The organism is Vibrio azureus, from assembly GCF_002849855.1.
In the GTDB taxonomy this organism is placed as follows: domain Bacteria; phylum Pseudomonadota; class Gammaproteobacteria; order Enterobacterales; family Vibrionaceae; genus Vibrio; species Vibrio azureus.
Map to the genome: position 1 here is coordinate 751229 of NZ_CP018617.1, position 23972 is coordinate 775200.

11 protein-coding genes and 2 pseudogenes are annotated in these 23972 nt (G+C 41.6%); 7 read left to right on the forward strand and 6 right to left on the reverse strand.

All coding sequences use genetic code 11. The features are described from left to right. Positions 1-6: 6 nt before the first annotated feature. Together BS333_RS17015 and BS333_RS17020 are read right to left on the reverse strand one after the other, a co-directional pair. Positions 7-639 (reverse strand): hypothetical protein, encoded by a 633-nt coding sequence (locus BS333_RS17015; RefSeq protein ID WP_021710661.1) that lies wholly within the window; start codon positions 637-639, stop codon positions 7-9. 320 nt (positions 640-959) lie between these two features. Beyond that, a protein-coding gene (locus BS333_RS17020; RefSeq protein WP_101903941.1) for an IS3 family transposase occupies positions 960-2083 on the reverse strand; the annotation gives its coding sequence in 2 pieces (ribosomal slippage) (positions 960-1831 and positions 1831-2083; 1125 coding nt in all). Positions 2084-2168: 85 nt separating this feature from the next. Here BS333_RS17020 and BS333_RS17025 point away from each other — a divergent pair. The 4 genes and pseudogenes from BS333_RS17025 to BS333_RS22110 all read left to right on the forward strand — a co-directional run. Continuing rightward, a pseudogene (locus BS333_RS17025) lies at positions 2169-2539 on the forward strand (integrase core domain-containing protein); the annotation flags it as partial. A gap of 190 nt (positions 2540-2729) precedes the next feature. After that, positions 2730-3716, forward strand: coding sequence for an IS110 family RNA-guided transposase (locus tag BS333_RS17030; RefSeq protein ID WP_021711687.1), 987 nt, complete (start codon positions 2730-2732; stop codon positions 3714-3716). Between the two features lie 513 nt (positions 3717-4229). Next, positions 4230-14768 carry a hypothetical protein gene (locus BS333_RS17035; RefSeq protein WP_021711686.1) on the forward strand — a complete coding sequence of 3513 codons (10539 nt, stop codon included), beginning with the start codon at positions 4230-4232 and terminating at the stop codon, positions 14766-14768. Positions 14769-15013: 245 nt separating this feature from the next. Continuing rightward, the gene (locus BS333_RS22110; RefSeq protein WP_156007142.1) at positions 15014-15181 is read left to right on the forward strand and encodes a hypothetical protein; all 168 of its coding nucleotides are present in this window, start codon (positions 15014-15016) and stop codon (positions 15179-15181) included. 145 nt (positions 15182-15326) lie between these two features. On the opposite strand, the pseudogene BS333_RS17040 reads toward BS333_RS22110, so the two are convergent. Beyond that, positions 15327-15545: pseudogene (locus tag BS333_RS17040) on the reverse strand (integrase core domain-containing protein); the annotation flags it as partial. Positions 15546-15894: 349 nt separating this feature from the next. Here BS333_RS17040 and BS333_RS17045 point away from each other — a divergent pair. After that, positions 15895-16425: a cytochrome b gene (locus tag BS333_RS17045; RefSeq protein ID WP_021711685.1), complete on the forward strand. Its 531-nt coding sequence runs from the start codon at positions 15895-15897 to the stop codon at positions 16423-16425. Continuing rightward, the gene (locus BS333_RS17050) at positions 16422-16991 is read left to right on the forward strand and encodes a YceI family protein (protein WP_021711684.1); all 570 of its coding nucleotides are present in this window, start codon (positions 16422-16424) and stop codon (positions 16989-16991) included. Before BS333_RS17045 ends, BS333_RS17050 begins: the two co-directional genes overlap by 4 nt. Positions 16992-17086: 95 nt before the next feature. On the opposite strand, the gene BS333_RS17055 is transcribed toward BS333_RS17050, so the two are convergent. The 3 genes from BS333_RS17055 to BS333_RS17065 form a co-directional block, all read right to left on the reverse strand. Then, positions 17087-18133 (reverse strand): hypothetical protein, encoded by a 1047-nt coding sequence (locus BS333_RS17055; RefSeq protein WP_021711683.1) that lies wholly within the window; start codon positions 18131-18133, stop codon positions 17087-17089. 80 nt (positions 18134-18213) lie between these two features. Then, positions 18214-19311, reverse strand: coding sequence for a hypothetical protein (locus BS333_RS17060; RefSeq protein WP_021711682.1), 1098 nt, complete (start codon positions 19309-19311; stop codon positions 18214-18216). A 574-nt stretch (positions 19312-19885) separates the two neighbouring features. Then, the gene (locus tag BS333_RS17065) at positions 19886-21520 is read right to left on the reverse strand and encodes a DUF2813 domain-containing protein (protein WP_021711424.1); all 1635 of its coding nucleotides are present in this window, start codon (positions 21518-21520) and stop codon (positions 19886-19888) included. A 332-nt stretch (positions 21521-21852) separates the two neighbouring features. On the opposite strand from BS333_RS17065, the gene BS333_RS17070 reads away from it, so the two are divergent. Next, positions 21853-23601: a bifunctional metallophosphatase/5'-nucleotidase gene (locus tag BS333_RS17070; protein ID WP_050568082.1), complete on the forward strand. Its 1749-nt coding sequence runs from the start codon at positions 21853-21855 to the stop codon at positions 23599-23601. The last annotated feature ends 371 nt before the right edge of the window (positions 23602-23972 follow it).

Consider the following 23972-nt stretch of genomic DNA (forward strand, 5'->3'; position numbering starts at 1 on the left):
ATGAGTCTACCACTGTAAAACGGCATAAAGCTGAACGTACTTTCTCACTTCTTGCTGATTATTAGAACGGCGGAGTGGATGAACAGATTTTATATAACAAGGGCTGATGCCAAATCGTTGCTCCAGCGATTCAAGCAAGGTTGATTGGCAAGTGTATAAATGAATGCCTTGCTCGATGTAATCATTTAACGGTTGGGGCATTTCTCCTTTCCACCAGTGTATGAGTTCACGGCTTGTTTTACTCCGATTAAACCAATGATCAGTGACTAAAAACAGTAAATCATTTGGCTGTAATGCATAAGCGTACTCACTTTGCCATTTAGCGATACTTTCGAGTAAATTCTCACGACATGCTTTCCCCGCACTGACCATATGGTGGCTGAGTACCCACACTGTGCCTATGTCTGATGAGATACGATAATGATGAGGAAGTTCCTGTTGTGCTGAAATTTCAATTGGCTGTATGGCGCTTTGATGACCAAAGTGGGAGAAAGTGTGTTGCATTCTTCGTGCAAACGCGAGGCCTAAGTGATGCTCATTCATCCCTTTATTGTGTACGGTGGGGTAATGTTTTTGACACAGCTTACGACAATCATCTTGAAAATAGTTGACGCTTTCAATCACTAAATCGAGCAGCAAAGATAACCTCTAAAGATTTAAATTTCGTGGGTTAGGTGCTATTTACCCAAGTACAAGGTTCCATATACTCAAGTATAAACTTATACATAAGTATATACCCAAGCAACCTTAGAAGTCAGTGACTTTGCTCGACTTGAATTGTCTCGTTCTCACATCTGCTTACTTGGTAACAGAAAATGAAGGTGATTACCTTGAAAAACGCAAGAACAATGAAAGTGGGTATTGGAAGATGAGGTAGAGTGTTGGAAGATGATGGTCAGTAAAGAAGTGGACCCCAATGGTTGGACACATAAGCTAACTTCTTAAGTGGTTGATCCAGCTCATGCAGCGTATCTCTGCCTACCAAGGTAGGCTTCATCAGGGGTGAGGTCATTGAGTCCCTGACGGTTACGCTCCTCATTATAAAACACCATGTAGTGGCCGATTTCAAGCCCTGCTTCTCGGGGCGTGGTGTAAGCTTTTAAGTAAACCTCCTCATATTTCAGGCTTCTCCATAATCGCTCGATGAAAACATTGTCGACCCAGCGTCCTTTCCCATCCATACTTATCCTGACTCCATGGTCGAGTAGCTTCTGTGTGAATTCGGTGCTGGTAAACTGACTGCCTTGATCTGAGTTGAAGATATCTGGCGGCCCATAATGTTTAAGCGCGTCTTCAAAAGCTTCGATACAAAAGCTCGTGTCCATCGTGTTGGATAGCCGCCAAGACAGCACCTTCCGGCTATACCAGTCGATAATGGCGACTAAATACAGGAATCCCTTAGCCATCGGGATATACGTGATGTCAATCGCCCAAGCTTGGTTCGGGTAAGTGACTTCGATATCACGCAAAAGGTAGGGATAAACCTTGTGTGCTTCGTTCGCCAGGGTCGTTCGAGGCTTGGGGTAAATAGCCCCAATGCCCATGTCTCGTATGAGCCGAACGACACGTTTACGATTAACGTTATGGCCTTTTTTAGTCAACTTATTTCGAATGCGTATGCTCCCCATGAACAGATACTGAAGGTGAATTTCGTCAATCATGCGGCGTAGTTCAATCTCTTCAGCAGAGAGTCCTATGGGTTGATAGTAAGCAGTAGAGCGAGCAATACTGAGAAGCTCACACTGGCGTTTTATTGGCAATTGGGTGGATTTAACCAGCGAGCTCTTTCGCTGGGCTCGGTCTAACGACCAAGCACTTTGGCCAAAAAATCATTTTCCATGGTCAATTGACCAATCTTGGCGTGCAGTTTATCCACTTCTTCAGAGCTGTCCTTGCCTGACTGGCTTTCAGAGGTAAAAATCATGGCTGCATTTTCGAGCAGCTCTTTTTTCCATGTAGAGATTTGGTTAGCGTGAAGGTTGTATTTCTGAGCTAACTCAGCGACAGTTTTATCACCTCTAGCAGCATCAAGCGCCACCTTAGCTTTAAATTCGGGTGAGTGGTTTCTACGTTTTCTAGTCATAATCTGTTCCAGTATTTTTAGGTACTATACAAACAGAACAATCACTTAAAGTCATGTCCGAAAATTGGGAGGCCACTTCTTAGGCAAAGCTCTTTCGATGGCTTATGAGTCTCGTGTAAGCCTAAAGGTGTCATGTTCCACAGCGATCAAGGTAGTCACTATACCAGTCGTAAATACCGTCAATTACTGTGGCGCTTTCAAATAAAGCAGAGTTTATCGCGCTTAGGAAATTGCTGGGATAATGCGCCGATGGAGCGCTTCTTTAGAAGTCTGAAAACGGAATGGGTGCCAACGGTGGGTTATCGTAGCTTTGCAGAGGCTCAACAAGAAATCACTCGCTACATCATTGGATATTACTGCCAACTCAGGCCACATCAGTATAACGGTGGTCTAACTCCCAATGAGTCAGAACGATTATATTGGGAAAACTCTAAAACCGTGGCCAATTTTAGTTGACCACTTGTATGTTGAGATTTTGGATGATTAGCTATCACCAAGCTCTAAAATCAGTGAGGATGCTTGACCACATAATGCTAGACATTGTTCTGTAGATTATCCCCTGATTTTACTTACTCAAATACTGGATGGTATCCAAGCGCATAGCTCGGTAGCTAATGATGCTGAATGTACAAGTGGAGTCGTTGATATGAGTATAAATGTTGGCATTGATGTAAGTAAGGGAAGTCTAGATGTTTGTGTACTTAACAATCAAACCAAGAGCGGACAACGATATCGTAAGTTTAAGAACGATAAAGAGGCTCATTCTGACTTGAACTCTTGGTTGCTAAAAACAGCAAAGTGTAAAGCAGAAGATATCTTAATCACTATGGAGGCGACTGGTGTCTATCATGAGCCAATAGCTTTTTACTTACATATGGCTGGTTTTTTGGTGTTTATATCTAACCCCGGCAAAGCAAAAAAGTTCTCTCAATCATTGGGCCTTATACATAAGACCGATAAATCGGATTCATATATGCTGGCTTTGTATGGTGATGCACAGGGAAGCCGAGCTCATCTGTGGACACCAGATAGCCTAAACGTAAGGAATATCAAATCATTATCTCGTCGCCTGAGTGCTTTAGAAAAGGATAGACTGAGAGAATCAAACCGTTTGGAAGCTAGTGAAATCAGTGATGCTCATGAGCGAGTGATATGCTCGATAAAGCGCGTCATTAGCTTAATCGACGAAGAAATAGCCTCGATTGAGGAAGAGATTGATCTAGCAATTAGATCAGACCCTACCATGAATAAAAATCATCAACTATTACAAAGCATCGTTGGTGTTGGTAAGGTCATGTCTCGCGAACTTGTTTACTTATTCAGTGCTAAACAGTTTTCTAGTGCAAAGCAGGCCGCAGCTTTTGTTGGGCCCATCCCTAGACTAAATGAATCGGGAAACCTCAAAGGTAGGACTACCTTGAGTAAGGTTGGCCCATCAAGAGTTCGTGCTAAATTGTTCTTGGCGGCGGTAAGTGCTAGCACCCACAACCCTGATATTAAAGAGCAGAAACGAAGGTTGCTGGCAGCAGGTAAAACCAAAATGCAAGCGCTTGGAGCGGCAATGAGGAAACTTATTCAGATTTGCTTTGGGATACTCAAAACGCAGACTGAATATCAGCCCCAAACGAGCTAGAACTATGCTTGCTGATTAAGTTGAGAGATGGTATCTACAACCTGACAGAGGGCGAATACGTACAAAAATCCCTATTATAAATTCACACTAGTCAATTTCGTCTCCCATCACCTACAACAAGTGGGTCGTCGTTTAATGTTCAAAAATAAGTCTAATAATCATATAGATATTTTTATCACCTTCACATCACTTGAAAAATTATGCTGACTAGCTTGAAAATAAAGCTAAAAAAATAAACATTTATTACTTTTTACAAATTATCATAATTACTCATGAATAGTTAGTTCAGCTTGTCTCCATTTTTTGTAACAGTGAATTTATTATTAAGCACAATATTTTGAAAATCAGTGGACAGAAAGCGTCTAGTATTCGCATGATTGTTATCATCAATTTCGATAAATGCAGCCATTCGCAAGTAGATAAACTTGAGCGCAGAGAAATATAACGATTTCACCAAGCTTTAAGACTTTCTGTCAACGTGATGAATAAATTTAAACCTAGCGGATGCAATCAATGCCAACTCCACCAGTTCGAGTCACCTCTTCTCATTCTTTTAAACCATCCAAAAAAGAGACTATAGATAACTCTTCAGCCAAGGGGGCTTTGGGTAAAAAAATAGTTAGAATTGGAACAGCAGATAAAAATGGGGGCAAATTATTTAATCCTTCGCATATGCTTCGTGATGAGAGTTTTCGGAAGCAAAAGCTTGCAAACCTATCGGGATTGGGGGCTGAATGGCAAATCGAACCTTATGGCAGTATAGCTAAGGTCAATTTGCCTTTACAGACGGTATTTGCCTCCTTGGATGAAAAAGCAAAAAAAGCACAAATAAAAGAGGCCGAGGAGTTTATCGAGAAAGGCTATAACGAGCTAGTTATCTCTATTAAGAAAGAGATGTTGCCGTCTTTGGAGAAGAGGATTGCAGAGATAAGGAAGGCACGAGATAGTCAAGACTCTTATCTGGGGCCAGACGAAAATACACTCAAGAAGATTGAGTTGTACATCAATAAGTTTGAAGGGTGGGACAGCCTTGAATCTAAGCCTAAGAATAGAGGCTTAGCCTACCAAATCGCACGTCATATCGAAACCAGTATTAAAGCCGTTGATGAGGCGCTAAAACTAGGGCAGATGAATGCACGTATTGGTGATTTATCACAATGGCACGCAAACGTTACCAATGAATTTTTGCAGAAAAATGACTTTTTCAAGAAGCAAAATAAAGATGGTACTTCTACCTATGAGCACAGACGGGCGATGAAACAACTCAGTAGCTCTTGGGGACAGAAGCTAATGACTAATCATCTCACTATGCAGCGCACCGAGGTTATGAATGAGCTTAACAGGAGTAATAATCAACTGTGCAGCTTGTGGGCAAAAATGGATAGGTATGATAGAGAGGTATCAAATACCAATCACTTTTCTATGTCTAGAGAGATAATTGGCGATATCCAAAGAGTTGTTCGTGTTAATGCAAAGGAGTTTCGTGGCAATGCTGGACGCTTTAAAGATCCGAAAAAGGCATGGGGATATGAAACATTTACAGTTACCCAGAAGCCGACTTTTGCCGAGACAGTAATCGCTATATTTAAACATTCCAACAGTCAAGCGAGTCAGGCGATGAGCTCGCTCACTAAGGCTTTGGGAAAATTGCCATCGGATACATTAGGCGCCTTGAAAAAGCTGCCACAGCAAGCCTCGATGGCTTCACATGTTGCTGGTCATTGGCGAGATGTCCCCTATAAAAAAATGGCTGCTCTTTGGCCGGGTACCATTAGTGCCCCCTCAACATTATCAGGCGAAGAACAGAAGGTTAAGTCCATTGTCCGCAGTATGTATTGGCTGATGCAGCAGCCAGCACTGCGTATGCAGTATGATTTTAACCCCTTGCAAGCAGCAGCGACTCATCTGAAGAAAGATAAGCCGTTGGACGCAGATTTTACCACAGAGGCTATGCAAGATATTGGGCTTACATTTACTATTGACGACATGGTAACCGGGAAAGCGAGCGGACAAAATCAAGCTGATCCGCTTAGCAAAATGGACAAAGCAACTCAAAAAAGTGCATTTAGGGAAAGTTGTGATAAGGCGATTAAAGCGTCAGATGACATCCTTAAACAAATTGATGAGTTGCCAGATTTGATGCGTCAGCTTATTGATTCACAAAAAAGAGATCTGTCTAGCTGGGGGCAGGATCTTTTGGATAAAGAACTCAAAGTAATAGATGTGCCAGAGTTTTATAAGTCCTTAAAGGGACAGATAGACAAAGTTAAACAGGCTACGAGAAATAAATCGACTTTTACAGAAGAAGAATTAGGCAAGATTATTGATCTAACTCGCATTGCTAACCTATCTGGGCAAGGCGAATTAGATAACCTCGATTTTAAGGCTCTTTCTTTGACAGGTAAACGCCTCGAACCTTTTTCCAGACATGCAAAAGTCGCCAAGCACTGGGGAATAAAGGCACAACAGATCATGCCGGAGGATGATATTCCGGAAGTTGAATCTTTACGTCAAATGCTGGAAAACGACGGATTATTAAAAGCTGTGGTTTCAGAAGAGGATCCTAAAGGGATTTTATTTGCAACACGCATGTGTCAGGAGTGGCAGTATGCACGTGATGAAAAGACCATTCTGCCGAAGACGCCAGAGCAGCATCTCGCGGAAGAAAAATCTTTCGCTGAGTTTGTGACCAAATGGGGACAGAAGCAGGTGGGTCGTGGAGCCATTTATGCTGTGATTGAAGGTGGTGTTGACTTTGCTGCGGGGGCAAACGTGACCTTAGTAAAAGGAACGGTGAAAGCTGGGGTTAAGACGGCTATTGCTTCGTTCACTATTCCTTATAAGGTGCGCCAGATAAAAAATGGTGTGATGCCAGGAGAGGATTACCCCTATAAAGTGGTGCAAGATGTCGTAAATAATAGACTTAAGCAGCTTGGTTTTAAGGCTGCAATGTCGTTTGTGCCTCGTCCAATCAAAACAGCCGTCGGTGGCGCGGTTGTGATGAGTGCCTATACACATAATGCAATCGTAGACCCTAAAGATAAAATTAAAATGGACTCGTGGTTCAAGACCTTAGCAATAGAAGGTGGGGTAACTGGCGCCTTCGTTGCAGTGAACAAGGTTATGCAAGTAAAGGCTCAAGCCGATTTCAAGAGCATTCAATTACCAGAGTATAAGGAAAAACTGGCTCAAGCGTACGAGGAGTACTCTAACGGGCTCAAAGCGCAATTTGAGGAAATGAAGACACAGTTCAGGACAGAAATGGAGGGAGTACTGCCTGAAGAAGTTATCAATGAAATGATTGCGACTCAGGAGACGTCTTTCCCAGATGATTTAGCCGAAATGCAGGCTAAATTTAGACAAGAAATGTCGGCAAGCTTTGATGAAAAAATGCGAGACTGGCAAAAGCAGGGACTGGTTAAAGAGTGGGATCCCTTGTTTGCAGAGGAAGTGAGCAACGAAAGTATTGAAAGCGGTAGTCTTGGTATTGATACTGACAATGCAGATACTGAAGCCGCTGGCCCTGATTTCCAAGGAATACAATTGGGCGGAAGTAAAGCATACCGAGTCAAGGTTAGAGCTCACCTAGAAACCCTACAACAGACCCCAGAGGGGAAAAATACTCTGGAAACAATGAATGAGCTAGGGATCACCATCAGCCCTCACCGTGCAGGAGAGCCTTTGCGTACTGATGAAAATGGCCAAGAATATTATGCTAATTTCGCCAGTCCTTTAACAAAGACCATTTATTTCGATCCTTGGAATACTTTGTTCACATCAAGTACAGATGACCTTGAGACTCGATCTTGGCTTAAGTGCGATCCCACAATATCTTTGGCTCATGAAGTGCAGCATATTGGTCTTCATAGTAACCCAGCAATAGTCAATGCTCATGGTGAGGTTTTCATTCTTAGGGGAGATGGTGACCCAATGAATGAACACCTTGTTAGTGGGGTCGATCACACCGACGCTTTAGGAGATACGTTCTACTTTTCTGACCCTAAATGGGTTGAGAAACATGTTTCGAGAGCCTCGGGAACTAAAGAGTTCGTAACCGAAAACGATTATCGGCGTGCTTTCTACGGTTATAGGAAAGAGAAACCTGTCTTAAGGGAAGCCTATTGGACTGGCCTAGATGATATCTGGAGTGATGACATCAAGCCGTTTGATGCTCAAGATAACTGGAATGAACAAGAGGATGTTACAGACAAAGAGGTCTCTTTAGCTCGGTATGCTCGTCATCGTGGAACTGAAGGGGAACAGAACTATCAGAGCAAATCCAGACGTGCTAGGTATAAAGCAACCAATAAATTTTATACGCGCTTCGAGGGTGATATTGAGCAGGTAAAGGTGAAATTTTATAAGAAGATCAGAAGTATATATAGCACTGATGGTCGATTAGAGTTTCTTGAAAAAAATCTCAATAGAATGGAGAAAATGGCGGCGCAAGCTAGAGGGAACAAACAATCAGCATTTTTTGCTGAGGTTATTTCATTGTTGAAGCAAGCTGCTGACTCCAATGACACCAGTCATTTCCGTGATGCCTTGCGCGCTTTCCGTCCTCATTTGACCGATATGGATGAGGATATCTTAGATAACATTTATGGCTCTGATTTTCCCAAGCACAAGTTTATCCAACCTATGATTGATTACCATAAGTTCTTAGTAGAGTACTCTCTAGCGTATAGTGAAGAGGAGTTTAGTGCCTTTATTGAACAAGAGGACTTTATTGCTAGACAGCCAAATACAGGCGGTCCTCGGGGAATGACTATTAATGATGAGTTTCGCTTTGAAACACGCTCGATAATTAATAATATGAGTAACAAGTCCTATCGAGACAAAATCCTCGAAAATAGCGTCATCGCACAAATGAATGCCATTAAAAACGATCTTAAGATCAGTGGAAATAATATTTCTCCTAAGGACTATAAAAGGATCATTACTGAGCTTAGGGCGAGAAAAGAAGCAAGCATAAGGCCTTATGATAAAATAATCTATACCTTGTCAGAGCACGCATTTGAGTCAGAATTTGAACATGGTGAACATGGTGAACATGGTGAACATGGTGAACATGGTACTCGAGTAAAAAATATAACAACAGAAATCTATCAGCGTCCAAGTTTTGATGAATTTAAGATACCTTTGCTGCCAAGTGAAGATCTCTATGTTAAGAATCATCCAGAGCTTGACCAAGAGACAGTGCTGTCAAAGATTCTTCAATATCGAAATGGAGATCTTGAAGTTCTGCATGAAGACGGGGCTCAGCTAGAAAAACTCTATTTGGATGGGCTACAAGATAAAACACTCCCCAATGGCAATGTTTATACCAAAGCGCAGCAAATTAAAGATATTACGGTTCATGGCGGTCTATTTGCTTACGAAAGGTCGGTTATAAGAAGCCATAAAATGGCTGGGCTTTTAGGAGATTTACATCACCCTACAATAGGCAAAAAATATTGGGCACAACGTGGTATATCAGAGCCTGAAAAAGTCAAATACGTATATAAATATCCCGAACTTCCAGCCGCAAATATCTATACTATGCCCAGTGAGGGGGATAGTCGTAAAGTCCAAGTTGAAAAGCTGGAAAAGGTGACTTGGGATGTCAGCTATTATAGGTTGATAGAACAAAAAATGGGCAAGCATTACTTACATTCAGTTAATAAGGCTGAGCTAGGGAGTGATGATGTCAATTGGGACCCAGAAAAGTACGGTAAAATATTAGAAAAACGCGCAACCTCCTTGGTTGATTCCATGACAAATAAGGGTGATCGAGAGTATGTAAGGAACACGTTGCAAAGCGCATTAAATCCGCCTAAATTTACGACCTCGACAGAGGCCTTACCTTTCTTTATTAAGCCGAAAATAGGCGACTACCCACTGGAGAACATGTTGTTTATCACGGATGGTAATAAGCATATTATGATTAGCTTAATGCCACCCGGAAATATTCGAGTTTTTGATTCGTATGAAAAAGTTGATAGATTTGTCCGCAATAAAAGTAATCATGAATTTCTTCTATCACATGCTAGTTTAGCAAACCAAATGGACGGTAGTACAGCTAGCGGTATGGAATCTATCCTGGAAGATGTCGCCGCTCACCGCTATGTAACTACTGGAGGGAGAACCTTAACTGTGGCAGGGAAAGAAATTTTCCCCTACCGTTCAGAAAATACAGTGCACAATAGAATGAACGGTCAGGGAATATTTCATCGTTTGGCTGTATCATCAATCGGTGATGGTGGAGGCGGTCATATAGTCAAGACAGATTTACTCCAAGCGCTTGGTGAAAGTTATTGGCAAGGGATCACAGGCTCTCATACTGTGGAAGTAGCGGGTGATTATCAGTTACCGGCTCGATACCAAGGTTTAGATGGAGAAGAGCTGTTTAAAAAGCTTTACAGTCCTCAAGTTAAAACTGATATGCAAAGACTGGTTGAAGGTAAAATCAATGAATTCGAAGAAAAGCATTTCTCAGATTATTCTGATCATCTCAAAGCGACATTTGACAGATTAGCCTCTTCAGCGGAGCGTAACAGAAGTTTAAGTCCTGAAGGAAAAGTCTTGATTCAAGAGATGAAAAATGGATCAACTGAGGTCGAAGTCTCCTTACCCGGACTGACGGGGAAGAGAGATGATTATTTCCCTCTGGAAGGTATGTTGCTGATAAAGAAAGGAGAACGCCACATCCTTGTTAGTCTGCAATCTGATGGGGCCCTTATCGAATTTGGTAGCAAACAATCCCTTCATCGATTTTTCAGTAACCCAGCGAATAGAAACTTCATACTTTCACACATGAGTGAATATGATAAACAACCCGTTCTACCAGGTGGAGATACTCCAGATAGGACATTAAACGATTTCGCGACGCACTCAGATCGTTATCACGGTACGAAATTCACAAGTGTGAATTATCGCGTGTCTAAAAGGGAGGTCGCTGATAATCTCGACCTAAATCATATTCCTCTCAATGGTAAGGATAATATATTCGATACCATTGGCAGAAGAAACTTGCAGAGGCTTAGGCAAGATGCTGATGCACAGCTGACTTCCCATGCAGAGTGGAATACAAAGAAAGCGCTTGAGGTTGTCGGCGGTGTATTGGCCGTTCCAGCATTTGCACTCAGTGTTGCTGCGATCGTCGTGAGTGGGGGCAGCGCTGCACCTGCTGTAGTAGCAGGCATCACTGGGGCTGCAATGATTGTTGATGCTGCGAGCCTTGGTGTAGGACTTGCCGAAGGGATTTATCTTTTAGTTGAGGGAGATTCGGCCGAAGAGAGGGCTAGTGGACTCATTCCTCTTGCTTTAGCTCCTCTGGATGCGCTAGGGCTAGTGTCTAGTGCTGGTGATGCTCTCAAGGCGTTAAAGGCGCTGAAATCGGCACGACAGGCTGGCGGAGCTTTAGGTGATGCCAGTTCATTTGTTGATGATGCCTTGACTGGTTTGAGAAGACAAGGTCAGGATATAGATGATGTTTCAGGGGGGGGGAAGCCTAAACTGGGTTCTGATGCAGCGGAGCAACTCAGGGAAGAGATAGATGATCAGCTGGCTAAAATACGTAGTGCTCTGGATGATCTCGATATCGTACAAGAACCTTCATATGCTGAGCATGCAACAGTTGTAAATTTGGATGTTGGGGTTTGGAGAGAATCCCAAGCAGAAATTCATAATGCTCCAGGTGGTTTTATTCGCAATGGACCCAATCAAGCCTATGCAGTGAAAGATTCGAAGGGAAATTATCTTTTTTCGGATACAGGAGCAGGCGCCAAGCCACTCAATGTTCATGGCCATAATCAAGATGAGGTACTGACCTACCTAGATGTACATTCAGAACAAAAGATAGTGAATAAAACAGGCGGGGATTCAGGTGTTTATGTTGGATGGGTAGAAGACCCCAAGCCTAAAGCTCAGCAAGGGATTTTCTATAAACAAGATGCAGCAGCTACGACAACAAAATCCGGTGTGAATTTTGTTGTAAGAACGGGGTTATTTCCAGGACCGTCTTTGGGAAGCAGGTTTCCTGAGTTGGCAGGGGTGAGTGTTTCTCCTGGTGGTTTGGGCAAACCCATTTCCGGCGGCTTAGCTCGAGTGAAGAAAGTTTTGGGCTGGCAGGATCAGCTAGCCAATAACCCCAAGCCCAGGTGTACGCTGAAAATCTCTATGTTCCCTGAAGAAGGCCTAACCAAAATAGGTGACGGAGAGGTGACTTTTGGCGATATAACTAAAAAGTTAAGCACCACTCAAAGAGAAATACACAGTAGCGAGGTACCATCAGGAGGATCTGCGAATCGTATTTTAGATGATGGTCGTGGTAGGACTCCTAATGTGGGAGAGGGGAACAATACTGCATACCCGGTTGATGGTCATTCTCAAACTAGGGACGGTTTCGTACCGAACCCAAGGAGAAATATTGTAGTCCAAGGGATTCAACAAAAATTTGAGGAAATAGCAAGGCCATTTAGCCTTAGTGGCACAGGTATTGACGTTCTAGGAAGAGTGAAAGGTGGAGTGTTCCAAATAAAGACTAAGGGAGCATGGACGACAGGTACGCCTGCTCAAAAGGCGGCTTGGCGTTCGCAAAATGCTGGCAGTATTAGCAAGTGGGTCAAAACGTGGTTTGGAAATAAATCACTTCGCGACAACTTTGAACCAGGCGATATAATTTTTGGACTGTCGATAGACAGAACACCGGGTGTTGATTCTTTAGACCCTGCTCTCTTCCCTAGACGCACGGGTAAGAAGGATAATATTTTAATTCAAAACCCACTAACAGACGCAGTTTATGGTCCACAGGTTAAACCTGACATTCCGAGAACTGATGCGGAAATTTTAAACGATTTAAATGACGGCCAAAGAGGATTGGGGTTTAAAAAGTTTGCCTCTTCTTATCCGCCATTACAAAAGCAAGATTATTTAGCATTAGAAGGGGATGTAAGAGCTAATAGGCTTTGGAAAAGAACGAGTAAAGCTGGCTTGCTTTATCAGATTTTTGAACGGAAGAAAACTGTCCACTTTTGTGTTGATCATCTAGAAACTGCTATTGGGAAAATAGCGAAAAAACAAGGTGTTGAAGGTAATAGTGTGACTGCCACAGAAATAAGATTATTATATAGATATAGACACCATCCTGATATCAGAAAATACTTGAAAGTATACAGTGGAAATAAAGAAATATCAGTAGATGCGTTTTTTGCAAACCCTTTATGGAACGACTATATTCCGCATCGATCGTATTATCAGATTTTAGGGACAGATGACGCACCTAAACTTGCTGCGGAAGGTTTTGATCCTGTCGGTACTGCGACTCGCCAAGTTAACGGTAATTTAGTTACCTCTACAGATCTTCAAACTTCGAGTGGTTTCGTACCCTATATAAAGCCTGGCGGTAAAAAGTATGTTTATTTCCCCTTGATAGATAAAGAAAGAGTCGTTGATAGGTTAATACCTTTGCTCGAAGGGCTAAAGAAAAAAAATAAGCCTCTATATGTTCCGGTATTTAAAGATTCGGCTCAGGTTAAGAAATTCAAAGGCATTCTTACTAAGAATTATGGGCCAGCTGACAATTCCACATTGGCGCCAGAATATCGATACTTATATACAATAGATAAAACCAATTTATCTGATCTTGATAAGACCAGTACACTGTATATTAGCGGGCATTCTTCACCGGGTGAAACAAATATATATAATGCGGGAGGCTTTCTTGCTCCCAAAAGAATGAGTTCTAAACAACTCGCGGAAAATGTTGTTGATATGGGCTTGCCACCTGAAGTTACCGTAAAAATGGCATCTTGTAACAGTGCTGTAGGGAATAAACAAAAGATAGAAATTCCACCGTCTTTATTTCATAAAAAAGGGACTCAGGAAGTCAATTATGATGAGGCTTATTCATATGTGACGGATCCAGCTAGAATGGGGCCATATGATGCATCGCTGGCGGGGGATTTTGAGAATGAATTACTGAAACTACAACCGGGTAGAGAATCTGGGATTGTCTATGGTACTGTCGGGCTTAACACGTTAAATAAAATAGAGATAAGGATGGCGAAAATAGTTGATGGTCAGCTAATCGATGCTGATACAACTCATTCCTTAGCTGTCTTCTATGAACATGGATCGGCTAACATGATGGAGTTCAGGAAAAGTGATATGATGCGCGGCCGCTTTTATGATCCAAATCCAATGTTAGGTAAACATGGACTACCGCCGCTACCAGAAGATGCACCTCATATCGATACACAAAAATTAGCAGCCTCGGATCCAGATTTAGAACCTAGAGTGAGCACAGCAGTAGATCTAGATGCGCCTCACTCTCTGATACAAGCACAGGGACGTCCAAGTGATACACTTTTCCTTGCTTCAGGCCGTGATGGGAATGTACTTGATCACGCTAAAGGTACTGTATGGGAAAATAGTTTGCAAAGTAGCAAGGCGATACCTAAAGATGTCTTATTGTTTGATTCTGGTGCAGGTATCAATATCGATACCGTTATAAAGAGTATGAATAATGGCGATTTGAGACAATATAGTGAAGTATCAGGCTATTTTGGAACTGCTCTAGCTTCTTTCATTAAAATAGTTAGACATGTTCATGAGGGCGAAGATCGTTATGAAATAACAGTTGAAACATTAGAGTCGCAGCCTTTGACTGTTCGTGATGTTGGACAAGGTTATGAAGATCCAGAAGCAATAATAGGGGCATCTTTATTGGGGGAGACGGTAACGGAAGTTGAGGAGCTAAACTTCAAACAGCTACAAGATATGTTTAACTCGATAAATGACTCTCAGCAATGGGGGAACTGGGTACAAAAACATCACCTTGAATTTAATCAGCTCTTTGAACAGATGGCAGATGGTGGATCAGAGATATTCCAAGAATATAGATCTGGATTTAACAATGAAACTGCTAAAGAGTTATGGTTCAGCGTAAAGGATTTACAAACGGTTAGGGCTGATCGTAATAGCACGCCAAAAGAGTTGGAGATGGCATTTAATCGTGCTGTTACATCGCTTAGTTCTGCACTGCGATCTGGATATCAAGCAGCGTCATGAGGCTTAGATGCTGCTTAATATTCCGTGTTATGGCCATAACATAGTGAATAAGATGCCTCACAGTAAGTGAGGCATTTCTTAGCACTATCTTGCTAGTTTGATGGGTCTTTAAATAATGTTTTGTTCAATTTATCCTTGGTAAGTTAACGTAGCTGTTGGCCTCGGTTTAATGCAATTGGCTTATCTAAGATATGCTCGCCATTTATACGGATGCCCTTGTGCTCATATTCTGAGGTTAACCAATATTGGATCTGGTTTTAGTTGCCTTTGCTTTTAGTCGACCGGAATTACCAAAAGACGGAGTATTCACTGTTTTTCATACCTGTTCTGAGTTAGTAGAGTACGAGCAAATAAAGGCGATGAAAGGACAGAACAACGCGATTGCCGTACCTGTCAATCAATTCAAGAACTAAGGTTGTATAGCCATTAAATAAACTAATGGCTATTAATTCAATAGATTAGAAACCTATAATGGTTTAGATATCTGGGAAAATATCTTAGAGAGGTGGACCTCAATGGTTGGAAACATAAGCTAACTTCTTAAGTGGTTGATCCAGCTCATGCAGCGTATCTCTGCCTACCAAAGTAGGCTTCATCAGGGGTGAGGTCATTGAGTCCCTGATGGTTACGCTCCTCGTTATAAAACATCATGTAGTGGCCGATTTCAAGCCCTGCTTCTCGGGGCGTGGTGTAAGCTTTTAAGTAAACCTCCTCATATTTCAGGCTTCTCCATAATCGCTCGATGAAAACATTGTCGACCCAGCGTCCTTTCCCATCCTTTTAGGTACTATACAAACAGAACAATCACTTAAAGTCATGTCCGAAAATTGGGGGCCACTTCTGTAAGCATGGTAGTGAAGTGCGTCACAAATTGATGTTATTCAGTCTTCTGGTAATAAGAACTCACCATTAAATTAGCCATAATTTATTATAAGTCCATGTATTTATTAGATAACTTAAATATAGATTGTGATGAGTGTTTCGGGTAATATCGATTGAGTTCCAATTATTGTTAAGACCTTGTTTATTAGACAAGTACAGGTAGTTCAAACGAGGATTCGGTAGTAGGGGTTATACCCTAAGCGGCCTTTTGGGGTGAATCATTTGGGCAATACAAGGATGTGAAATGACAAAAAATTATAATCTTCCGGCGCGCTTGATGCACTGGATTTCAGCGATAGTTATTTTCATTATGTTCGGCGTTGGCCTATGGATGGTCGACCTAAGCTATTACAGTCAATGGTATCAGCTTGCTCCCCATTATCATCGTTCTGTTGGCATTTTATTGTCCGTTTTGATCCTTTTTAGAGTCTTTTGGAAAGTGACCACTGCGTCTCCGAGCATAGAAGGCAAACGATATGAAATTGTCTTAGCGAAATCTGCTCATGTGCTGATGTATGTCATGTTGGCCATAATTTTTATTTCTGGATATCTTATTTCTACGTCTGATGGACGTGGTATCGAGGTTTTTAATTGGTTTACGGTTCCCAGTGCAGGGGAGCTTTTTCCTGAGCAGTCTGATGTGTCAGGAGAGATCCACTTTTATGCTGCAGTAACGCTGATGATTGTTGTCAGTTTGCACGCGATTGCTGCTCTAAAACACCATTTCATCGATAAAGACAACACATTTAAAAAAATGTTAGGAGCTTCAAAATGAGAAAGTCACTGATTGCTACAGGATTAGCCTTGATTACGGCGTTGCCATTGAGTGCAAACGCTGCAGATTACGTCATCGATACCAAAGGGGCACATGCCTCTATCAACTTCATCGTAAGCCACCTCGGATACAGTTTTACTAAAGGTCGTTTTAATACTTTTAGCGGTGATTTTACCTTTGATGAGAAGAATCTTGCTAACTCAAAAGTTAACGTCGTTGTGGATACCAGCAGTGTCGACTCAAACCATGCTGAGCGTGACAAGCATATCCGCAGTGCCGATTTCATTAATGCTAAGAAATACCAGCAAGCGACGTTCAACAGTACCAAGGTGGTCGATAAAGGTGATGGTAAGCTTGATGTAATTGGTGATTTAACCTTACACGGTGTGACCAAGCCAATTACGATTGAGGCCGAGTTTATTGGTGCGGGTAACGATCCTTGGGGAGGGGAACGCGCAGGATTTTCTGGTCAAACGCGTATTGAGCTTGCCGATTTTGAGATACCTGTGATGGGGGCGTCAAGCTATGTCGATATGGAGCTCTACGTTGAAGGAATCAAGAAGTAATTGAGTTGAATAAGGACCACAATACCCAAGTGGCTTGTAATCACTTGGGTATGCACTTTGATATTCCCTTTGATATTGGTTTCTGTACTGAAATCTTATCTAAAAATACCGCCAATCAACTGAGAAGGTGTCTTACTTTCATAGCCAACAACATATCGATAAGTGTTGCCCATCCAGTTAACATCTTCCGTGGTAATCGTCAGGGTTTTCTCGTCGTCCGGTATCGTAATACTCATTGCTGTATATTCGTCAGTTGTCGGTATATCTGCTTCAACTAATTCCTCATGGCTGTAACCATCCGCCATGATCAAAGGGTAGTGATTAGGTAAAAACTCCCTAACATAAGAGTGGCCAACACTGTATTCACCATCAATATCGATATCCGGTGAACAACTGTCATAAGCCGATACGCTGACTGAGCCACAGGCAGAATGCAAAGCGACAACACCATCATCATTACCAGGTAATAACCCACTGGTTAAGTTAGCAAAATCACTTCCACCACCAATTATCCTCAATCTTGGTATGCGATTGTAAGGATAGCGAAGGTAATTTCTGGCTTTGCTTGGACTGATGTCATTAATAATACCAATATTATCTGGCCCTGGCGCCTCACCAAGCCATTCTTCAATAATAAAGTCGTAAAATGCGTTGCCATCTCCATAGGCAGAGCTGATCACTATGTCAGCAAGCTCAGTACCACCTCCTGCTCCAGAAAAATCAAAAGTCGCAAGAATATTTAGAGGTTTATAACCTACTGCGGATAACCAGAGCTCTTGGTGTTCCAAGATGAGCCTAGCAACAAGATCGCCTGTTGAGTGAGTGACAAAGATACAACCGACCTCACAGGTTCCTTGTTGAGAAATTCGTTGTAGTTCTGGCCATATATAACCAGTTATGACGCCAGATTGAAGCCTCTCAGATGAAGACCAGTTAATAAAATCATCAGCCTGTTCAGCCCAGTAAGACTGCCAATAATGGGCAGTGTCTGAAACGAGCTCTTCAGGTGTTGGTTTAGAGGTAATATGTTCGCTTTGTAAGCCATGTATTGCGATAATTTTAATTTCATTTAATGGTATAGCAAAGGCACATTGAGCCACTATACAGTTAATAAAAAATAAAATATAAATCAAAGTCTTCATATAAGCCCTTATAACGATGTTGTGTGTGTTTTATACCCAATGTTCTTTAGGTGACTTGGGTGTTTTATTTTGTTTTAATATTATTTTGATATGGATTTAATTAAAGATAGTGAATTTTCCTCCTGGCTGTTTATTGTATGGTTATTAATTATCAAATCGTCTTTTGAAATAACACCAATGTCATGTTCATTTTTTAATTCTTTACCATATTCTTTCTTTTCATAAGGAGAAGTAGAAAGTTTATTTATCCTAATATTGAATAGCTGATAATTTTGTTGTGTCCTTTCTAAAACGCTATGGTGAATTTTTAAAAATATTTCATTCTCTCCAGTTAATAACTGGCTTCTGTTTCTTAAAAAAGCGGTAATATTTTTATTGTTGGTTTTTAAGTTTGCCAATATTTCATAAAAACCATCTTTTATGACGGTAACGTAAATAGGAATAATGATATCTTCATTTAAAGGATAGGGTGTTCCAAGGTGAGAAACTTGTCCAACGCTGGATAAATGATAGGCGTCGGCGACTAAGGTTATCTTTTCAGGGCCTGTAAAATCAAATGCGCCTTGTAGATCCTCATAGCTGCCCTCTTGAGTACTAGACAAATCTCGTGGCATATTCGTGTTGTTTTGCTCGAGCTGAACCTCTGCAATGATACGTAACTCATTTCCCCAATGTGATTCAACTGGAATACTTAGCTCTTGTGACACGGTTTCATCAACGTATAAAATCTCATCACTATCAATATCTTGTACTGAAATTTTCACCTGTGACATAGTAATAGGCGTCGTAATGGTTAACTTCATTACATCAGAGTCAAAATATCGATATTTATCTAAATGCAAGCTGATAGATAAACCGTCTTCTGATATTGGTAAAGAGACACGGTAGCCCGGATTAGAATCTAAATAATAACTTTCATTGTCTATTACTTTGATAGAGTACTTTGGATAGCTTATTGATTGCTCGTAACTTTTAGCGATGATATTTTTAAAGCGTTGTTTTAAGTTTTCTTCTTTTTCGTTACTTATATCAAACTCTTTTGTTGATAAGCTCTTTTTACTTCGAGATTCTTCATTTTTTACAGTTTTATTATTTAATTTGTCATTATTTGTGTATTTAAAAAATATCAATAATAGAGATAACAGTATTAGTGTTGCAGCTAACGACTTTCTGAGCATATGATTACCAGAATAATATATAATGTTGTTTATAATTTTTATTCTAACTTCTGTTATTTGTCAATAAACTGGATGCTCCGTTTCATTATTTTTCTATTAACTGTTTATCTTAAATTGATACAAATTAATAATAAGTAACTTTAAAGGATACATTTCATTGGTTTGGTATGAAATGTATTTACTTTAGTTAAATTATACCCAAGTAACCTCAAGATGCTGTGTTCAGCGAGATGACCTTAACTTTCAGGCGCGGCAACGATTCGAAGATATAGTCGTTCTACATTGAGAATCGTTAACAAAGCCTGAGAGTTAAGGGCACTCGCCCTTTGGGAGCGTGTCACTGAGCCGACTTCTTTCGTCAGACAACCGTTCTTCTTACAAAAATGAGAAAGAGCCTGCTATTCCGCTTCGTTGTCTTCCTTGAATTCGACTCAGTGACCTCGCTCTGAATCAAGCATCTTGAGGTCACTTGGGTATATACCCAAGGCTAAGTATCTTGTTGGCATTGCGGTGTGTTCGGCGAGATGGCCTTAGCTCTCAGGCGTGGTAAAGAATAGACAACTGAGACTCATCCTTAGGTATTACCATTGGCCATGCTGACCACACGTTTCAGTGTCCAACGTAGTAATAAAGGAATACACTCTGTTCCTTTTTCTTCACAAAATGACACGATTGCGAGTGCAAGATCGGGTTTGGCTTGTTTTTTTAATACTCGACTGACGACTTTTTTCGCGGGAATAGGATGGCTATGTGGGATTTTGATTAGGTCTTTAAAGAATAAATCAAAGCCATTGTTGTATAAGAAATGTTCGATGTCTTGATCAGGCAGTTCAGTTAAACGATGGCGATCGTTTTCGTGTTCTAGATGAACTCGAACGGTGTGAGCGTACTTCTTACCAGCGGGATCACCGTCGGTGACAACATGCCAATCAATTGCAAACTCTTCGGCCACTTTTATTAAAGACTTCAAGCCCGATTGAGCAAACTCGACAATTTGTACGCCTTCTGCGGCGAGGTCATAACCGCATTGTTTAGCTAATTCGTTAAATAACCAAACTTCTGTTTCCCCTTCGACAAGCAGCCAACAGCGAGCAAATAAAGCACCGGCTCGATGAAATCGGATGTGGAACCCGATTCGACGGAGTTGGTCTTCAGAGAAGTGCTTGGCATTCATTGACTTGGCTATCGTTTTTTCTGATTGGCGCACAAGGCGACGAATGGAAGCCAACGGCACGGAACCAAGCATGAGTGTACTGTTCGTGGTGAGTATCTTTTGCATGGGAAGACGTTGAAGCACTCCCCAAGCACGCGATAAGTGAGTAGGGTGGAGACGCCCCTCGGGATCCTCGATAATCAATATCGGTCGTGCACAGCGTCGCAATTCATTGGGCCCTTTGGCCTGAAGATAAGCATTTAGTAGCCCCATTAACAAGAGTCGTGTTTGCTTGTTGTCAGTCTCTTTTAAAAATTGCGCTAAACCTTTATCAGAGGGCGAGCTTGTATAAAATAGCCCGTCTCTAGGCTTTCTCGGGTTGCCTTTCTTTAGACTCCGAAAGGCAAAGTAATGCTCTATAAGGGTTTGCATTGAAGACAAGCTGCTGCGTACCTCGCCTTTGTTAACGTGCCCGGGCATAGCGATCAAGCGTCGACAGGTGTTATTAATACGCTTTTCGATTCGAGCGTTTTTGCTTTCATTACTAATATGAAGTGGTTGAGGGAAGCGGCGAGAATCTTGCAGACGGATAACAGGATGCAAAGTCATCAATTCTCTTGCTAATCGTTCAGTATCATGGAGTAATAGGTTTTCGCCTTGGGTATCTAAGAAAGCATATTTCGTTGTGATTGTATTACCGAGCCGTGTAGCACTCAGACGGTAATAAATAATGTGCTCATTATCTTGATTAAGACACCAAATGGGCCGGATACGTCGATAGCGACCAGCATTGATTTCATTTTTATCTAGGCTTTTAAAGCAAAGGATGATCTGCAGATGCTGCGATTGCGGGGACGAGATTGAATAATCGACATGAAAATCTGTCATCGTAAATTGATAAAGCTGACCATTTGCAGGCAAAGCCAGTGACAGGGCATCCAACAGAGAAGACTTGCCCCATGTATTTTCCCCAATCAATGTGGTGAGTTCGTCAAAAGAGAGTGAGAGACGCTTAATTCCTCTAAAGCCAGAGATTTCAATTCGCTCAAGCCGCATTGGCACCTTCCATGATACGTGTTTTTGTCGAAAATCTTGCCGTTACTTAATTTAAGTATATACCCAAGTAACCTCAAGATACTGTGTCCAGTGACCTCGCTCTGAAGCAAGCACCTTAAAGTCACATGGGTATATGCTTTGGTTGTATACCCAAGTTATTTGGTTATAAAGTTTTTTTATTGTGAACCACTGTGTCATCACTTGGCTCTATGAATTACTTGTATTAGGCCAATTAACATCACACTCTGTTGAAACATGAAATTCTCGGTTTCATAACATTCATGATTCTGTCATGATTAAGCTCTAATAATAAGAACAATTAAAAAGAGAAGATGCTAATGAAGAAAAATCATAAGTCAGTCAGAATCAAACTGGCACACATCAATGATACCCATTCCTACTTTGAGCCTACCTCATTACAGCTTGCGCTCAATCTTGACGGGCAGCAGGTTGCTGAGCCTTACGTTAGTGCTGGAGGCTTTGCTCGTATTGCCACGCGAGTCGAGCAATTACGTGAGGATGCACATCGTCAAAATCAAGGAATGTTATTTCTACATGCGGGTGACTGTTTTCAGGGAACATTGTATTTTTCTCTTTTTAAAGGGGTCGCTAATGCCGATCTTCTTAACGCATTAAACATTGATGCTATGACTTTGGGCAATCATGAGTTAGATATGGGCAATGAGCCTGTAGCACGCTTTTGTCAGCGGATTCAATTTCCCTTTTTAGCGGGCAACTGGGACCTCACTCATGAGTTACCACAAAAGGAACATCGGATCAGTGAAAGCTCAAATGTATACAGTTACGATCCAGACAGCAAAAGCGCTCAGTATATCGTTAAAACGTTTGATGATGAGCCCGTAGCAATTTTCGGTCTATCAATTGATAAAATGAGTGATATTGCTAACCCAGACGTTGATACCCCATTTATTTCTGCCTTGCAGACTGCACAAAACACGGTGAAAAAAATCCACAGTGACGGGATCAATAAGATCATTTTGCTTAGCCATTTAGGCTACGATAGTGATCTAGAACTTGCTGAAAAAGTGGATGGGATTGGTATTATTGTGGGCGGGCACAGTCATCGCCTTCAAGGTGATTTTAGTGCGATTGGTTTAAGTAAAGATGATCGGTATGGCGTTGAAGTTAATGGAACGTATGTCGTCCAAGCTGGTTATCATGCACTGGCGCTTGGACATTGCACCCTTGAGTTTGATCAGCAAGGTAAGGCGACCATGTTAAATGGTCAGAATGAATTACTGCTTGGACGTCGCCTGTTTTGGGACTCAACGATGACGACCACTTTGGATCAACGTAAATTCGAGTCTACCTGTGATTTCATTCATCGTCAGCCTAACGTGACAATTTGTAAAAAACATCCGGCGATTCAAGCGATTCTGAATGATAAATACATACCTCAAGTACGTAAGTTGCAGTCTCAAGTTATCGCTCATAGTAACAAAACGTTACGGCATGTCAGAATACCTGATGAGCAAGGTGGCAGTGAGTTGGCTCCGGCTGTTGCTCGATCATTTTTACACAGTTTGAACAAGCGTGGACATAACATTCAATTTGCGATTCATAATGCAGGTGGTGTTCGAACTTCTCTCAATTCAGGAAATATTACCGTTGCTGACATTGCAGGCCGATTGCTTCCGTTTGCGGTGCCAATTGGCTGTTATGAAATTCAAGGAAAAATGATCCGTCTGGCGCTCGAAGGTGCAATTAATAATGCTTTAAACAATGGTGTAGAAGGAACGGGGACAGGCAGTTTCCCTTATGTTTACAATCTTGATTTTAAATATAACAAAGAGGCTGAACAGGGCCAGCGAATTGAAAATCTGACAATTTTTGAACAGGATAAATGGCACCCAATTGATGATAAACGCTGGTATCGTGGGACGTCATCTGCTTATACCATGAAAGGAAAAGAGGGCTATGATGCGATGCTTCATATGAAAGGGGAAGGATGTGTGAGCCCGCTTTCCATGGCCGATTGTTTTATAGAGTTACTCACCGATAACCCCGATTGTTTAAATCAGCTTACTTCAATGGGGTCTTCAACAGGGTTTTATCCTTAAAAACAACGGTTCTGACAGAATCTCTTCTCAGGTGATTTGGTCTAGAGCGAGCTAGGCCTGATCCAACTGGTATCTTTTTTGCCTAATCCTCACACTGGTGTAACAGGAGAGGAGAGAAAAATGTGGGACAGAGATTGGCTTGACATCGTTATTGTTATCGCTCTGATTGCTATTTGGTTGTTACTTGCCTACCTGTTGCCCTTACATGGCTTTTAGAGCAAAAGAGATATACCCAAGTAACCTTCATTTGCTCACTAAGAACGATGACAAAGAACGATAAATAATTTTTGTTGGAGATGTTCGTTAGCAGGCGTATGATAGCGCCGTTTGGGGAGTAGTTAGCGTAAGTTTATTTATCGTCATCTCGTTAA

Excerpts from the sequence above, each read along its gene's own strand:
- BS333_RS17045 (WP_021711685.1), top strand. The coding sequence starts at position 15,895 with ATGACAAAAAATTATAATCTTCCGGCGCGCTTGATGCACTGGATTTCA.
- BS333_RS17035 (WP_021711686.1), top strand. The coding sequence starts at position 4,230 with ATGCCAACTCCACCAGTTCGAGTCACCTCTTCTCATTCTTTTAAACCA.
- BS333_RS17070 (WP_050568082.1), top strand. The coding sequence starts at position 21,853 with ATGCTAATGAAGAAAAATCATAAGTCAGTCAGAATCAAACTGGCACAC.
- BS333_RS17050 (WP_021711684.1), top strand. The coding sequence starts at position 16,422 with ATGAGAAAGTCACTGATTGCTACAGGATTAGCCTTGATTACGGCGTTG.
- BS333_RS17030 (WP_021711687.1), top strand. The coding sequence starts at position 2,730 with ATGAGTATAAATGTTGGCATTGATGTAAGTAAGGGAAGTCTAGATGTT.
- BS333_RS17060 (WP_021711682.1), bottom strand. The coding sequence starts at position 19,311 with ATGCTCAGAAAGTCGTTAGCTGCAACACTAATACTGTTATCTCTATTA.
- BS333_RS17065 (WP_021711424.1), bottom strand. The coding sequence starts at position 21,520 with ATGCGGCTTGAGCGAATTGAAATCTCTGGCTTTAGAGGAATTAAGCGT.
- BS333_RS17055 (WP_021711683.1), bottom strand. The coding sequence starts at position 18,133 with ATGAAGACTTTGATTTATATTTTATTTTTTATTAACTGTATAGTGGCT.